Source organism: Gimesia aquarii, from assembly GCF_007748175.1.
GTDB lineage: Bacteria > Planctomycetota > Planctomycetia > Planctomycetales > Planctomycetaceae > Gimesia > Gimesia aquarii_A.
The window spans coordinates 3,436,212-3,451,204 of sequence record NZ_CP037422.1; the positions used below are offsets into that span (position 1 = coordinate 3,436,212).

Below are 14,993 nucleotides of genomic sequence, written 5' to 3' on the forward strand. Positions count from 1 at the left end.
ACTTTTGTTATCGTAACTCCAACAACACATATAACGTATTTTATCTATTTAACTTATATTTTAATTATTACACCTTTAGCACAAGTCATTGTGCATCTTGAACAAATAACAGATCACCACAGCATATCAACCTCTGACTCCGATCTGTTTTGACGAGAACAAAAGGACTCACGATGCCCTCTCTTGGATTAATTTATTCGCAGGACTCCGATATGGAGTCAGTTCTTAGACCGTGCATTGAAAAAGATATTAATAGATGTCTGAAAAGTGTCGCATCGCTCAGCGAACTAAAAAGTCATCTAATGGAAACATCTCCCACTACTTTATACCTTGATTTGAGGGCAAATGAGTGTTCTCTCTCAAATGATGATCGCATTGAAGTCCTCACATATTTGAGAGAAGCCTGTAATTCACCTCTCAAAGTGGTTTCTGTGATTGATCAATTTTTACCACTTGAATTGACAGAATCTGCTATTTTTTTGACAGATACATTTTTGGAATACCCTCCCGCTCCTGAAGAGTTCCAAACACTTGCTAAAGAATTATTGGAAACTGAAGCAACCATCAAGCCTTCAACCTTACCAAAATCCCGTAAGATTTGTGGTGGTAATACTCATGTTACAACTTATACACCGCCGATGATTCCGATCATTGATCAGCTATCAAAAATTGCCAAACACAATGTTACTTTACTACTTGTCGGGGAAACTGGAACTGGCAAAACAACTTTAGCTTCTATGATCCATGAGCTTTCTCCACGAAGCTCGGAGCCCTTTCAAAATATCGCTTGTGGTGCTTTACCGTCGGATTTAATAGAAAGTGAACTATTTGGTCATATACGTGGAGCTTTTACTGGAGCTGAGCGTAGTAAAATCGGTCGCTTTGAAGCAGCAGGAAAGGGGACCTTGCTTTTAGATGAAATTGATATCCTTTCGGCGAAAGACCAGGCAAAGCTCCTGAAAGTCATTGAAACTGGTCAATTTGAACCAGTCGGTTCTACAGAATCTCGTCTTTCTGAAGCAAGACTTGTAGTAGCATCCAACGTAGAGTTGGAGGAGTTGACACAGAAAAACATATTCCGTTCTGATTTGTATTATCGTTTAAATGTGCTGCAATTTCGGCTACCTGCGTTAAGAGAACGCCCTAATGATATCATTCCACTTTCTATACAATTCATCAAAGAATGTTGTAAACAACATTCTATCAAGATCAGCAAAATACATCGTAAAGTAATTCAGATGCTTCAACAGTATCATTGGCCTGGCAACTTAAGAGAATTGAAAAATCAGATTCAGCGCGCTGTATTATTTTCGGACCAAGGTGAATTGACCACTGATGAATTTTCACCCAATATTCTCCAGGAAAGCCTGTCTTCTGTTAGAAATGGTTTTCAAATAACACAAGAACCAACAACATTAGCAGATCAGGTCGCGATGAGCGAAAAGCATCTGTTACAGAAATCTTTGTCTGAGAATGGTTACCGCAAAACGGCAACCGCGAAAGCATTGGGAATTAGTCGAGTAGGTCTGTACAAAAAAATGAGAAAGTATGGAATGCTTGAAACAAAGAAACCTGCTACTCCTCAAAACCTACTTACTGAAAGTTAATGTTGGTAACAGAATCATCAACGAATGATGCCAACTAACTTCAATTAGTACTATTTGACTGGTTTATTACTGATTGAGATGTAGTGCTAATTGATTCTCCATACGAGTCTGACTCTAAAATTCCACCAGGCTGATGCTCACGAATTATAAAGTTTCGTAGTTCAAGTACCGCTGGTCCAAAGAACAAGATGTAAATTGGAGGAGCCATACAAAAAATTACAGGAAAGAGTAACTTGATACTTGTTTTGCTTGAATTTTCTTCTGCACGTTGTCGGTATTTTCTACGCACACCATCAGCAAAATCAATTAAAGCCGTGGAAACATTTGTCCCTAGTCTTTCTGTCTGCGAAATCATTAACGAAAGTGCGTTTACATCCGGGGCATCAATTCTTTTTGCAAATTGTTTAAGGGCATCAGACATAGAATTCGCATCAGCATGTCGACGGATGATATCAAATTCTACTGCAATGTCTGGATGAGAAAAACGAACTTCTTCTGTAACACGCTGTAGGGCGGTTCTGAGTGGTACACCACCAGTCAAACACATCATCACCAGATCGAGCGCATCTGGCAAACCCTTTTGAATTCGATGAACTCTGCGGTTGGCCTGATTATGTAACACAAAACGGGGAAGACCATACCCTCCACCAGCGACTACAAGACCTACGATTATAATAATCTCTGGAAGACTTGAGCCAGGATCTGCTGCGATACAACCAATTCCTGTAACGATTAAAACTAGAACAACTAACAAATTGCGGGTTGCCAAGTATTCAACCAGTGCTGTCGAGCGATAATAGCCAGCTCTTTTAAGATCAAGCTCAATTTTTTGAATTTCATTCTCCGTTTGTGGAATAACGGCTGCCATTGCACGACGAAACGGACCTACATTTGAAGAAGAGTAGTAATTCGAACTTTGATCATTCAGGTTCAAATTACGTTTTTTTCCTGAGCGGCGTCCAACTGCAATCGCATCTCCAATTAAGAAGAAAACCAAGCATGCTAAAATAAAGGTGCCAATAGTGATAATGTCAAGAAACATAGAACTCTCTTTTATTTGAAGTCTGAATAACTAACTTAAAAAGTTGATTCATTATTCATATAGCAGTAATAGGAATTAATAGTCCGTTCTCAGGAGAGCCGAAACCCAAAGTATACCGATCACTTCAAGGACTATCGCAATGAGCAATAAGATGTTACCTATCGGGTCAGAATATAAATTGGAAACATGATCTGGAAAAACAACTAACAATATTACAAATGCAACGGGTGCAATCACAGTCATCAAGATCGCTGATGCACGACCGGCACCTGTAGAAGCCCTCATCTGACGACGATAATTAATTCTGTCACGAATGACTCCCGACATACGTTCGAGATTAGCTGGAAGATTACCACCTGTTTTACGATACAGCATCAAAGCAGAAGTTAAAATTCTAAGATCAATTAACTGAATACGATTCGAAAGCGATTTCATCACTGCTGGGACAGATAAATTCATATCTAACTGACGAGCACAACGCCTGAACTCAAAACTTAAAGGTCCCTTAGTTTCTTCGCCAACTATTGCGATTGCCTGCTCTAAACTAGCACCAGCGTGTGTTGACCGGGCCAGTAAATCAATCATTTCAGGCAGCTCTTCCTGAATTGTTTGCATTCTTCTTTTTCTTCGAAAATGCAGAATAAAAAGAATGGCAACCATTCCAAAAATCATACCGGCAATACCAGCAAGAGGCTGATCAGAATAAATGAAAATTGTACCACCAATCGCTAGACCACACATGACTAACAAAAGAAAAGTGGTAAACGGTGTCAAATCAGAACCGTTCTCAAGAACCAATCGATCAAAACTTTGATCGATCTTTCCTAAAATGCTGTCGGCAGGCTGTTGATCAAATACATTATAAACTCTTCTTAGGGGAGGCCGTTTTGAAAACCGCTCTGTACTTAATCTGCCTGCACCAGATAAATCGCGAAAAAAAAGATAGATCGCGAGACTCGAAACCGTCACTGCAGCAAAACAAATCAATGCGATAGATGAACTGTCCACTACAGGTTGTCCCCCTAATATTTTAATAATGGATATCACAAATTTGAGTATTTATTGCCAGCATCAAAACTATTTGTTCTCAAAAATTTGATCGCTAAGCTTAATCCCACAGGCTTCCATCCTTTTCAAGCAATTAGGACGATAACCAGTAGAGTAAAATTTCCCTTGCGCATTGCCTTGATCATCAACGCCTGTTTGCTCAAAACCAAAGATGTCTTCTACCTTATAATCTCCTAGGCTATCCAGTGAGACAATTTCAGATACTTTAGTAAGACGACGTTGTCCCCCCTTAAGACGCGAGACATGTAGAACAATTCCAATTCCATTTGCGATATATTGCCTGATCACTGGTAACGGAAGATCAAAGCCACTTATCGTGACCATCATTTCCAATCTAGCTAATGCATCGCGAGTATCATTCGCATGCACTGTCGTTAAAGATCCTTCATGCCCCGTATTCATAGCCTGAAGCATATCTAATGCTTCGGCACCTCTGACCTCACCAATGATAATACGATCTGGACGCATGCGGAGACTGTTTTTAACAAGCTGCCTTTGTGAGATCTCACCCACACCTTCTGTATTTTCTGTTTTCGTCTCGAGTCGTACAACATGTTTATGCTGGAGAATTAATTCAGCGGAATCTTCAATCGTAATCAAACGTTCTTCACGTGGAATGAAGTTGGACAGTGCATTTAGTAGTGTTGTTTTACCACTACCAGTTCCACCAGAAATCAACATACTAATACGGGAATCAACGACTGCTGCCAGAAAATCAACAATCTCAGGAGTCAGTGAGTTGTTCTCAATCAAATCATCTATCTGTAATGGAGTTGCTCCGAATCTCCGGATAGATAATGAAGGCCCATTCAAGGCAAGAGGAGGAATGATAGCATTGATTCGAGATCCGTCGGGGAGCCTAGCATCAACCATAGGATTGACTTCATCAATTCTTCGTCCGACTCGAGAGACAATCCTCTGAATGATTCGCATCAAATGTTGATTATCAGCAAAAATAACATCAGATTCTTCTAGTTGTCCATTACGCTCAATATGAATTTCATAAGCGTGGTTCACGAGGATATCACTAATAGTGGGATCAGCCATAAGCTTATCCAAGGGACCAAGTCCAAATACTTCACTTAACAACTCATTTAATAAACGTTCTCGGTCAATACCTTCCAGAACAGCGACGTGTTCATCACAAATCTCTGTTGCAACAGCACGTACTTCTGCCGAAAGCTCTTTTTCAGAGATCTGGGCCAACATCGACAGATCAAGTGAATCAACTAGTTCTTGATGAATTAAAACTTTTTGTTTTTGAAAGTGGAGTTCAGCTTCGCGCTCTTCAGGAACAAAGCTTTCAGATTCCACAAAAAGTTTTTTTGTGCTTAGCGATTCCATGTGTTGTCCCAAAATCTTAAAATAATGCTTTTAATAAAATTGCCGATTCCAAATCAGTAGAGAAAAACTCTATTTCATTGGATATGACATACCCTCAACGAAATGAGTACATTGAAGACTCAATCACGTTTTAAAACTAAAAGCTACAAATAACTACTCTACAAGAGAGAACCGATATCAAGAATTTCGTAATCTTATAAACCACTAAGGGGTGTAGAAATCTCTGAAGTCCTTTTACGATCGGCTTGCTTCATAGTTGTTGTTGCTTTGTTGGAGGGAAGCACTTCTGATGCAACGGGTGTTTCAATTGCGTCAATCCAATTTTGACTTTTGTAAGCACGATTACCTTTAAAATGAACAGTGTCCAAATTACCTGCTCGGTAGATATCCATGCTGGAAACACGCTGATTAGGGATAAAACCCAAAATGTTTGAGAGAGTAAGTCGGTCGCTTGAACGCCCCGTTGATACAACCTCTGTATTCTCATCGGGGTGTCGCAATGCTAAGCTTAATACACCATGGTCTTCGACGACTTTAAGCACTTTGCCCTGTTCTGGAGAGACTTCAAGTGTCACAGAATACTCTTCTGATTTTTGACTTGCATTGCCAACAAATTTGTGTCCGGGAACAGCAATTTCACCCACAGCGAGTACTCGAACTCTTTCCAGAAGAGTAATCGTTGTTTCTGGAATACCATCCGTTTCTTCAGAACGGAAGAGAACATCAACAATTGCCCCAGGACGTGAGAAGCCCGCTACATTTCCAATTTTATGAATGGCGACAGTCACTGCGCGATTCCCTGGCTGAAGTGTATCTGAAAGCCCGGGGCCCATTCCATTGGCAAATAAATCAACAGTGTGAAAAGGTTGCCCTGCTTTAATAGGCGACTTGAGAACACGACCAGTAATATATTTTGAGTCCATAATCCTCTGTTTACCATCGGATTTATAGCGTTTGTTTACTTGCTCAGGCTTCATCCTCAAAATCGAAATATCATCCAAAGACAAGGTTTGTCCCGGCAACAGATCCCTCGAAGCTATAGGAAGGTATGTCAAGCTAGGCTGGGGAGGATCTTCTGCCAACAGGGCGGGGCCTGGTTGTTCATGCAGAAATTGTCGCACAGTATAAGCTGCACCTAAACCTAGTAAAATTGCGAAAATCGCCGCCGTCATTGTACCTGGACTAATTTTTGCCACGCTAACTTCCCTGAAATCTTTAGAGTTTGAAACTTTTGGAATTCACTTTTTGTCAGTTTAAAGACACCAATGAACCATATTCAACAAAAAAATATATTTCTAACAACGAATACATTATGTTTATTCACCAGTTGCTGGAATCGTTAAATCCAGACCAGCTGGTGCATCTCCTACGGGATCAATTACAGTAGTTGTATCTACATACTCACTAGTAACACCATTAACTGTAAAGCTATAAGATTGATCTAAACTTTCGAGTGCAACGGCAGTATCGCCAAATTTTTGAACGACTTGATCTCTAAAAGTCACAAGCCCCGGGATAATTCCCAGTACGAGCAACGTGACTATCAAAATAGTCGTAACAGGAGAGACGCTGCCACCTTCATCTTTCCAAAACTGTCGAGCAATTGTCATTCCCACTTATCCTGACCAGACTATATGCAGTAGCTAATACTCTCGAACATTCTGATAGCATGCATCTTATGTGCCTAAATGTCCGAACTAAATAAAAAATGTTCATATAAAGCCAGTTCCCGAGTGGGCGTCCTCGGGAACTGAGCTAAAATTTGTGATCACAGCCGCCGGGAAAAAACCCAAAGAAAGCGACTGATTCTTTTTAACCATGCTGAATGCACAGTTTGAAAACCAATAATAAAATTATGGGCCTTCGTTTTCAGCTGCTACCTGAACGCTGATACAAGCAGGTTCAGCGTTAGCTGGATCTACGCTAGTATCACAGAAGTCGAGTTGGTCAGCGAACACTGAACCTGCAGTGCTAGAAGTGTGACCAGTAACTCCTGAAAAACTGTAGCTTTGATTAATGTTTGAAATTGCTAAAGCAAGGTCACCCAATTCTTGAACAACTTGATCACGAACGGTGGCCAATCCCACGACAACACCCAATACAAGGATCGTGCCGATTAACACGAGTTCAGACGAGACAACAAAACCTGCCTCATCATTCCAGAACTTAGTAAGCATGTTCATCCTAACTCCTTATTAAATTTTGTGAGCCGCTCTAAACAGCTCGTTTAAACAGTTTGATACGAAAATTAAACAACCACAGGGGAAAATACCCCTAAATAGTGGTTGACTCCTCCTGATTCAGCTAAACACTGAGTTGAAAGTTAACTATGGACCTTCGTTTTCAGCTGCTATGATAGCGATACAGTGAGGATCCAAGTTTGGAGGATCAACGTTCTGATCACAAAAATCCAGGTTGTCAATAAATACAGAACCAGCTGTACTTGAAGAGTGGCCTGTAATTCCTGTAAAGGAATAGCTTTGGTTGCTGTTTGAGAATGCAGCTGCAACGTCTGCAAGTTCCGCGATTACCTGATCACGAAGTGTTGTAAGCCCGACAACCATACCGAGGACCAACACAGTAGCGATCAGCACTAGTTCTGTTGAAACGACGAAACCACCTTCATCATTCCAAAACTGCTGAAACATCTTCATTCGTACTCCTAACATTAATCAGATGGTTAATGTTCACTGGATGCACTACAAGAACATGTAGTAAACAACATCCAAGTAAATTAACATGCCTGCACACGCCCCGCGCAGACACTACAAATGAGAGAGCAGACAATGTGCCATTTTGCCCCACAATACATATTTTTCGTAATTTCACTCCATAATCCACTTTTTCAAAAAATCAACAGGATGCTTTATGGGTACTTACCCCTAGAATCTGTAACTACCGAGTAATCAAGCTGATTAAAGTCGAAATCCAGCTTCGTTTTTTTCAGAAATAGAATGCCACAAGCACTGTTTCCAAAAGTTAACATTTTGAAACCAGATGTAATCGATAGTGCACATATCAGCTGAGATAAGACACCTACCGTTAAGATTGAAATTCAGCCTCAACCAATCAGGTAGAGCTGTTTCGGATGAAATCGGACCTGATTTAGGCCGCTTAAGAACTCATTAATTTTCTTCTGAAGACAAATCGACTTGGTACGGAAATTTGCCTCTCCAGAGTGCTAGAGCGCGGCCTGCATGAGAAAGAAATGTGTAACTGCTTTTAATTTCAGACGCAGGCATTTTCTTAATCGTACTGACAAGCCAATGACCTGCCTTTTCAATTGTTTCGTCAGGAGGAAGAACCTCTTCGGGTGCCAAAGACCACCATTCCAGTGCATGGCCGGTTGCCAGAACTCTTCTAGCGCGGGGAGTAAATAATTTCTCAGAAGAGAGATCCAGCTTGGTTCCATCCCAGTTTTTATCCCAAAATCCCTCATCCGATTGCGTTTTTACGAGCAAGCTTGTAATGTTTTTCAGATATTGAATAATCCGTTCCCGCCCCTCTTTCGTCAGGATGGGAGTCTGCTCGTTTACCCGTAGTAGCATGACAAGGGCATGTAAACGATGATTTCCATAACAAACACCTTTAGTGGGCTGTTGACGCATAATCCGGTCAGCAATCAGATCAAAGTTGACATATTGACCTTCTGTTGTCATCCAATCCCGTGCTGAATTGAGATACAGGGCAAAGACTAGAGTAGACCACTCATATTCTTTCTGATTCAGACTGAAGGACCTCAATGTTTCTTGGATCATTTCAGAAAGGGTGGTTTCTCCCTTCGAAGTCACTACTGGGAAATCGGCAGGTGTTCCAACTTCAGCCAGAGTTGCTAAAGTATGATCTTCATGACTGGAAGTCGATAATCCCTGCTGGACAAGTGGCTTGACTCCGTATTGATTATGAACTAGTAATGGCTTGGTATCTGTCCCCCAAACTTGAAAAAACCGACGATGGTCTAACAGAATATCGCGCATTTCGATTCCTGAAAGACATTTCGGATCCTCAAAAACCGACTCGATTCCCCAAAATCGCAAGGCATGATCAACGTGATTAATCCGGGGCTCTTTACCCCTGAATTGAGGGCGCAACTTATGAAGCACTTGAACCAGATCCTCATCAGAGACAATTTTCGGCCGGTTATAAAGTGGAACAACTTTGAGTGGATTCAGACGCAACGCCGGTAGTTGTTTTTGTTTCTGCCATTCCTGATAACGAACCGCTCCCCAGCCTATGGCAGCACTCACCAAGAGGATATGAAAGCAAAGGAATCCAGCAACCCTCAATTTTTTTCGAAAGGAAATCTTCTCTCGCATCACTCACTGACCTCGTTTTCGGATTTGGAATTCGTATCTTCCTGTTGCGTTTTTTTATGCTTTGCTGCTTCAATCAATCGTGGTTCACGCGATACAACCAAACCAAGATCATCTTCATAAACAACCTTAAATCCCTTCAATTTCCGAACCTGTTCATCAAGTTTTTCTTGTTTTTCTTTGTGAACAATAAACGTGGTAACATCATACTTTTCAGCAGCAGACTGCCAGCCACGGATCGCACGCGCGATCCCCAGATAGTCCTTCCATACACGGGGAGGTGTCAGATGAACGGCATTTGTGGTCATGAAAACTTTCATATCTGGAGGACCATCCCAAACCAGCCAATCTCCCCACCATTGGGGATTCCAGACTTGTCCCTCGGGAGGATGAGCTTTTAGAAATTCTGTCAATTTTCTAGGTGTTCCCTGGCTATAAATTTTGTCCAGATCTCGAGGTGTTCCTCCAAATAATGGTGTTGCCATGTTAGAAAAAGCAAATCCAAACCAAATCGATAAAACACAAGCCGACGTGATCACAGGCGATTTCTTAGCCCAGAATGATAGTTTTTCTGGATCCCCCTCACGTAACCTTGGAATCACATTCGTCAAATGGGGGACCATGGCGTAGACAAAAATGACCGAAAACCAGCCAATCATTCGCACACCAATAATCACAGCCAGCGACAATAACCCCACACGTAATACATCTGCAGCTCGAATGGCTTCCCGGCTACGTCGATAGAGGAACAACATTAAGACCCAGGCAAAACAAAACCAGATGCCTTCTGCATCTCGAAATTCCAAAGGCTCCCATTCCAAAACATCTTTTAAGTTCGGATTTCGGGGAAATGTAAGGGAGTTAATAAACAGGTCAATGTGATAGGGATTTACGAGCGCCCCACATACTGAAAGTTCTGTCACGACTAACCAACGCCTGACCCATTTGTCGGTACAGACTTGAACCAGGCTGCGTGTTCTCCAAGCCACTTCAAGGACTCTTCCCAGAAACTGTAGCCCCAAAATCGCCAGCCCCACTACAAATGAACCATGTAAGTTGGCCCATCCCAGAAAAACGAGGGGAATTCCAAGATACAATGAAATTAAAAGTGCAATTGGCGTTTTTTGCGCCTGTTTTTCAGAATCTTTAGCATCCAACGAATCTTTTTTCAAAGAATCATATTTTTCGGACCAGGCCATAATTACAAGTAAAATGGCGACACATAACGTCCCAAAAATTTCCGGTCTGATAATCGCAATCCGGCTCGATGCAATTAAGACCAGCAAAAAAGAGGCAAGGGTACTGACGCCGACTCGTCCCGATTTGAGGTAGAATGCAATCCAGAATAAGACGTGAGTCGCAAATACCGTCAAAGCAAAAATATGAGATAAACCACGTACTCCCAACGCTCCATTTACTTTGGCAAAGATCACCTGTGACAGCCATGCGGCATCAATAGACCTGACACCCTCTGCCAACTGAAGAAAGGGGTCATACTGTGGTAACGATTGATATTCAATGATCCAATTACCATAAGAAACATGTCCCCAAATGTCCGAATAAAAAATATGGACATTTCCGAAATAGAAAAACATCAGCGAAAACCAGAGACAGGTTATTAAATGAGGCCAACCTAGCGAAAACATTTCTCGGTATGAACGCTTTTTTTCTAAAAAAGTCATAGACTCTATTCTACTAGGATGGGAATCGATCGACATGATGCCTTCTACTCATGAAACATGACTTAAGTTCTTATTTTACGAGAAAAATCGACCATTTTTTAGATTCTTCTATTTAGATCTACAAAATTAACGCAAACAATGTTCCAAGAACTCCTGCGAAAAGTTAATAAAACCCTACTCATATCGAGAGAGATAAGAAATCTGATCAATTTGTAAATATCAGCGTTGTAAACGAGAAACATCTGTTTTGTATCAGCATAAACTTCATTTCTCTTCACACTTGGATTCCGCGTTGGACCAGTTGTTCAACCAAAGTAGAAGTGTCTATGAAGACTTCTGCCTGAATTCCTAGCTTTTTTGCTTCCTTAATATATTCAGGAATGTCATCTGTATAAAAAGCCTCTTCAGGTGCGCACTGAATCTTTTCCAGTGCATAATCAAAAATAGCAGGTTCTGGTTTGATTGCACCAGCCGCATATGAAGTCACATAATCATCGAATCGTTGCAATACGTCAAACTGTTTCCAGATATAATCGAAATGAGAGACACAAGTATTCGACAACAGAACCAGTCTGTATTCTTGGGCTTTCAGAGAATCCAATACAGGGATGATTGAATGGTTCAGTTCAAAAATATCAGAACCGGCAATCTCGAGCGATTCAAAATCGACAGATTTACCAACTGCTCGTTCAAACCAGTGATGAAATTCCGTGGGAGTCAGATGACCTCGTTCATACTCCCACTGTTTCCCGGATTCAATTAGAAGGGCCTGGATCTCAAGCCGCGATCGTCCACAAAGCAGCCCCATTTGTTCACACATTTTATCGTGTGAAAAAAACGCAAGGACATTCCCCATATCAAATAAAAATGTACGAATCAAAGGACGATCCCCGGCAAATGGCTTAATAATCTCTGACTCTCACATGAATGATCGGTGTTGTATGTTATCATTCCTGGAATCACAAGCGTTTTATTTGGTACAGGCAAATAATAATCTCAGGTCAACCAGTGATAATTTTCGTTTGCAGATACAAGAGAATACACCTCTTATTGACGACATGGGGATATTTCCTTAAATTGCATCAAGATAACAACTTGATGAAAGCCAGTCTCCAGCATGGCTCTTATCGTACCAAGCATTCAGGTTTGATTGATGATTTCTGTGCCGTCAGTCAAACCAGACTTGACCAGTTCATGGAGAGTAAAAAATGGATTTTGAGGATCAGTCTTCTTACCCGTCCGGAGAATCAGGCAAAGAGTGGCCGTGCCTGCGTCAATTTTGTGTTTTTATGGAAAACCGGGTCGGTTATCTCCATCAACTATTACAGCTACTCGAAAAATTCGATCTCCGGATCATCGCCTTAAGTACTGTTGATTCTGTGGATGTGGCAATGAGTCGAATTGTTCTCGATAATTATGAACGAGCACGTGAAATCTTTGAGCTATCGAATTATACGTTTTTTGAAAAAGATCTGATTGGTGTTGAACTTCCAGATGATACCCAGCCTTATATGAGAATTTGCCTCTCGCTACTTCAAGCAGAAGTCAATATTGATTATACCTACCCGCTGCTTTATCGGAGGCATGGAAGAGGGGCTATTGCGTTATGCGTGGATGATCTCGACCTCGGTCTAAAAACACTGACTGAGCAGGGACATCGAATTATTACAGAACAAGACCTGAATGATGATGATGAGTATCTTTGAATTCAAACGAAAAGATCACTCTTGAGAAATTACCTGTGATTTCCCTGTCTTAGCTGCTTCATAAAACGCATAAATTGTTCGAATAATCCTTAAACTCTCCCGACTGGTCAGTAAAGGAGAGTCACTGCCTGTTACCGCTTGAACTGCTTTTCGTACAGCGGGTGTATATCCACGTGGCTCAACAGATTGATCATATTGATATACTTTACCATTGTGGTTGAGCGTCCACTCCAAATGACGATCCTGAAAGGGCAGCATTTCTAGCCAACCCTTGCTACCCCAGATTTTGATCATTGATTGATATCCACGGTTCATAAAATAGCCGGATGTTAAAGTTCCCAAGAAACCGGCATCATAACGGAAAGCCAATGCAGCAGAGTCCTCGATGTGAATCGGCTGGCCACCCACCAATGCTGTGAATCCGGTGACATCAGTGATTGAAGATTCCGTCAGATACATCGAAAGATCGAGCCAATGAATTCCTAACCAGGAAAGAAATCCTCCTCCCGCACGATCCTTATGAGCATACCAACTTTTGTGATAAGCAGGATTAGCTAAGCGTGTCTGATCAGCTAAAAGCGTCATCTCCAACCCATAAATCGTTCCAATGGCTCCATCTTGAATTAACGATTTTGCAAACCGAATTTCCGGGTTTGTGCGATTGGCAAGAGCCAATGATAAATGCAAGTGTTTACTTTCTGCCTTTTGCACTAATGGCTCAAACTGAGGAACACTGAGACAAGCTGGCTTTTCCGCAAAAACATGACAGCCCTGTTCTAAAGCAAGACTGATCGAGCGAGGTGCCTGTCGTGCTTCCATCGTTACCAAAGCCAGATTGGGTTTTTCGTTTTGAAACAGTATTTCTGGTGTTTGATAAACATCCTTCAACTTGGATCCCAGTTGACTTTGTGCTGACTTCACCTGTTGTTGACTTGGATCAGAAAGAAAGACCTCTTTGACTTCATCAATTTCTTTCAGGGCAGAGAAGTAAGCACTTAAATGTGCCCCGGTTTCATTAGTTAAGACAGCAACGGAAATCTGCTTAGCCATGAATGAATACCTCCAGCTATTTTTAGCTTTGCCCAATCAGGATTGAGCCTCAACATTGCATTTTAAACTATTTCGTATATTTTATATAACTATATCAATTCTGCTTCGCCCCTTCCAGAATTCCTTCCTTTCTGGAAAGGTAGAGTCCCATTTGTATCAGGATCAGTTTGTTGTTAGCAAGCCATTTAATCGCACCAGGTAAAATTGACCTTATTGAAGTCTCCGAGCCCGAACTTTCACCAATTTCGTCACTTGGTTCTGGCCGAGGGGAAATTATTTTTCAACCCGAGACAACCTGTCTCTGTGGTTCCGATTTACCTTACTTCATTGGAAGTGATGAATGGGAAATTGAAATAGGTCACTCTTTACACGAGATGATCGGGACAGTCACAGCAACGAATGGGCAGCGCTGGAGGGAAGGTGACCGGGTGCTCGCTGTCCCTGTCATGCAACAAGGATTGCGGGAACGATTTGTGCTCGATGAATTGCGTACGATTCCGATTGCGACGAATATCCCCGAAGAACACGCATTGATGGCCCAGCCTTTGGGAACGGCGATTTTTGCACTGAAAAAACTTCCCAATCTATTAGACCAGACAGTGGCTGTTGTGGGACAGGGGCCCATGGGCCAGTTAATGAATGCCTCATTAAGTAACATGGGGGCCAGAGAAATTATTGGGATCGACCTACTAGAATCCCGATTGCAAGTCAGCCCGCAAATGGGCGCAACCGCCACAATTTGTAATCAAAATTGTAATCTCATCGAAGCACTTCGTGAGATACTAAAAGGAGAATTACCAGATATTGTGATTGAAACAGTCGGTCATGCAGACCAGCAGTTCAATCTGTGTATTGATCTCTGTCGAGAAAATGGTCGTATTCTCGTTTTTGGTGTCCCCCCTGAAACGATTGATCAAGTACGTTGGCGGGACCTGCTCTTCAAAAACATTACCGTTCATACCAGCATTAACCCTGACTTCGAACGCGATTTTCCTTTGGCAATGAAGTGGTTGTCTGAAGGCAGGATCGATGTTGCCCCCATCATCACACACCGATTTCCATTGGCAGAAATTCAGCAGGCATTTGACCTGTTTCAAAATAGAACTGACGGAGTTCTTAAAGTGATTGTTGAATTTCCCTCCCTGCATTGATAATGATAGAGTAGATTCTACTTCAACAGA

14 protein-coding genes are annotated in these 14,993 nt (G+C 41.7%); 3 read left to right on the forward strand and 11 right to left on the reverse strand.

What is annotated here, in order from left to right:
• Positions 1 to 431: 431 nt before the first annotated feature.
• The gene (locus tag V202x_RS13130; protein ID WP_197993371.1) at positions 432 to 1,607 is read left to right on the forward strand and encodes a sigma 54-interacting transcriptional regulator; all 1,176 of its coding nucleotides are present in this window, start codon (positions 432 to 434) and stop codon (positions 1,605 to 1,607) included.
• Between the two features lie 40 nt (positions 1,608 to 1,647).
• On the opposite strand, the gene V202x_RS13135 is transcribed toward V202x_RS13130, so the two are convergent.
• From V202x_RS13135 to V202x_RS13180, 10 genes are all read right to left on the reverse strand, one after another.
• A complete protein-coding gene (locus V202x_RS13135) occupies positions 1,648 to 2,649 on the reverse strand; it encodes a type II secretion system F family protein (RefSeq protein ID WP_144986583.1) in 1,002 nt (333 codons plus the stop codon).
• A gap of 75 nt (positions 2,650 to 2,724) precedes the next feature.
• Positions 2,725 to 3,657: a type II secretion system F family protein gene (locus V202x_RS13140; protein WP_144986585.1), complete on the reverse strand. Its 933-nt coding sequence runs from the start codon at positions 3,655 to 3,657 to the stop codon at positions 2,725 to 2,727.
• 69 nt (positions 3,658 to 3,726) lie between these two features.
• Positions 3,727 to 5,061, reverse strand: coding sequence for a CpaF family protein (locus V202x_RS13145; RefSeq protein ID WP_145175426.1), 1,335 nt, complete (start codon positions 5,059 to 5,061; stop codon positions 3,727 to 3,729).
• A gap of 194 nt (positions 5,062 to 5,255) precedes the next feature.
• On the reverse strand, positions 5,256 to 6,257 hold the full coding sequence (gene cpaB / locus V202x_RS13150) for a Flp pilus assembly protein CpaB (protein WP_145175429.1): 1,002 nt from the start codon (positions 6,255 to 6,257) through the stop codon (positions 5,256 to 5,258).
• A 120-nt stretch (positions 6,258 to 6,377) separates the two neighbouring features.
• Positions 6,378 to 6,671 (reverse strand): Flp family type IVb pilin, encoded by a 294-nt coding sequence (locus V202x_RS13155; RefSeq protein ID WP_145175432.1) that lies wholly within the window; start codon positions 6,669 to 6,671, stop codon positions 6,378 to 6,380.
• A 243-nt stretch (positions 6,672 to 6,914) separates the two neighbouring features.
• Entirely contained in the window at positions 6,915 to 7,244 is a 330-nt protein-coding gene (locus tag V202x_RS13160; RefSeq protein ID WP_315851539.1) for a hypothetical protein, read from the reverse strand.
• Positions 7,245 to 7,388: 144 nt separating this feature from the next.
• Positions 7,389 to 7,709: a hypothetical protein gene (locus V202x_RS13165; protein WP_232098973.1), complete on the reverse strand. Its 321-nt coding sequence runs from the start codon at positions 7,707 to 7,709 to the stop codon at positions 7,389 to 7,391.
• A 477-nt stretch (positions 7,710 to 8,186) separates the two neighbouring features.
• Complete coding sequence (locus V202x_RS13170) at positions 8,187 to 9,377, reverse strand: hypothetical protein (protein ID WP_197993372.1); 1,191 nt, start codon at positions 9,375 to 9,377, stop codon at positions 8,187 to 8,189.
• Positions 9,377 to 10,969, reverse strand: a complete 1,593-nt coding sequence (locus V202x_RS13175) for a hypothetical protein (protein WP_145175441.1) — start codon at positions 10,967 to 10,969, stop codon at positions 9,377 to 9,379. Before V202x_RS13175 ends, V202x_RS13170 begins: the two co-directional genes overlap by 1 nt.
• 361 nt (positions 10,970 to 11,330) lie before the next feature.
• Positions 11,331 to 11,936: an HAD family hydrolase gene (locus tag V202x_RS13180; protein ID WP_232098974.1), complete on the reverse strand. Its 606-nt coding sequence runs from the start codon at positions 11,934 to 11,936 to the stop codon at positions 11,331 to 11,333.
• Between the two features lie 328 nt (positions 11,937 to 12,264).
• Here V202x_RS13180 and V202x_RS13185 point away from each other — a divergent pair, with 328 nt between their 5' ends.
• Positions 12,265 to 12,762 carry an acetolactate synthase gene (locus V202x_RS13185; protein WP_144986599.1) on the forward strand — a complete coding sequence of 166 codons (498 nt, stop codon included), beginning with the start codon at positions 12,265 to 12,267 and terminating at the stop codon, positions 12,760 to 12,762.
• Positions 12,763 to 12,777: 15 nt separating this feature from the next.
• Here the strand turns inward: V202x_RS13185 and V202x_RS13190 are convergent, their stop codons facing one another.
• On the reverse strand, positions 12,778 to 13,812 hold the full coding sequence (locus tag V202x_RS13190) for a Gfo/Idh/MocA family protein (RefSeq protein WP_145175444.1): 1,035 nt from the start codon (positions 13,810 to 13,812) through the stop codon (positions 12,778 to 12,780).
• A 170-nt stretch (positions 13,813 to 13,982) separates the two neighbouring features.
• On the opposite strand from V202x_RS13190, the gene V202x_RS13195 reads away from it, so the two are divergent.
• Positions 13,983 to 14,963 carry a zinc-dependent alcohol dehydrogenase gene (locus V202x_RS13195; protein ID WP_232098975.1) on the forward strand — a complete coding sequence of 327 codons (981 nt, stop codon included), beginning with the start codon at positions 13,983 to 13,985 and terminating at the stop codon, positions 14,961 to 14,963.
• The last annotated feature ends 30 nt before the right edge of the window (positions 14,964 to 14,993 follow it).

Excerpts from the sequence above, each read along its gene's own strand:
- V202x_RS13160 (WP_315851539.1), bottom strand. The coding sequence starts at position 7,244 with ATGAACATGCTTACTAAGTTCTGGAATGATGAGGCAGGTTTTGTTGTC.
- V202x_RS13135 (WP_144986583.1), bottom strand. The coding sequence starts at position 2,649 with ATGTTTCTTGACATTATCACTATTGGCACCTTTATTTTAGCATGCTTG.
- V202x_RS13185 (WP_144986599.1), top strand. The coding sequence starts at position 12,265 with ATGGATTTTGAGGATCAGTCTTCTTACCCGTCCGGAGAATCAGGCAAA.
- V202x_RS13155 (WP_145175432.1), bottom strand. The coding sequence starts at position 6,671 with ATGACAATTGCTCGACAGTTTTGGAAAGATGAAGGTGGCAGCGTCTCT.
- V202x_RS13165 (WP_232098973.1), bottom strand. The coding sequence starts at position 7,709 with ATGTTTCAGCAGTTTTGGAATGATGAAGGTGGTTTCGTCGTTTCAACA.
- V202x_RS13170 (WP_197993372.1), bottom strand. The coding sequence starts at position 9,377 with ATGCGAGAGAAGATTTCCTTTCGAAAAAAATTGAGGGTTGCTGGATTC.
- V202x_RS13145 (WP_145175426.1), bottom strand. The coding sequence starts at position 5,061 with ATGGAATCGCTAAGCACAAAAAAACTTTTTGTGGAATCTGAAAGCTTT.
- V202x_RS13190 (WP_145175444.1), bottom strand. The coding sequence starts at position 13,812 with ATGGCTAAGCAGATTTCCGTTGCTGTCTTAACTAATGAAACCGGGGCA.
- V202x_RS13175 (WP_145175441.1), bottom strand. The coding sequence starts at position 10,969 with ATGTTTTTCTATTTCGGAAATGTCCATATTTTTTATTCGGACATTTGG.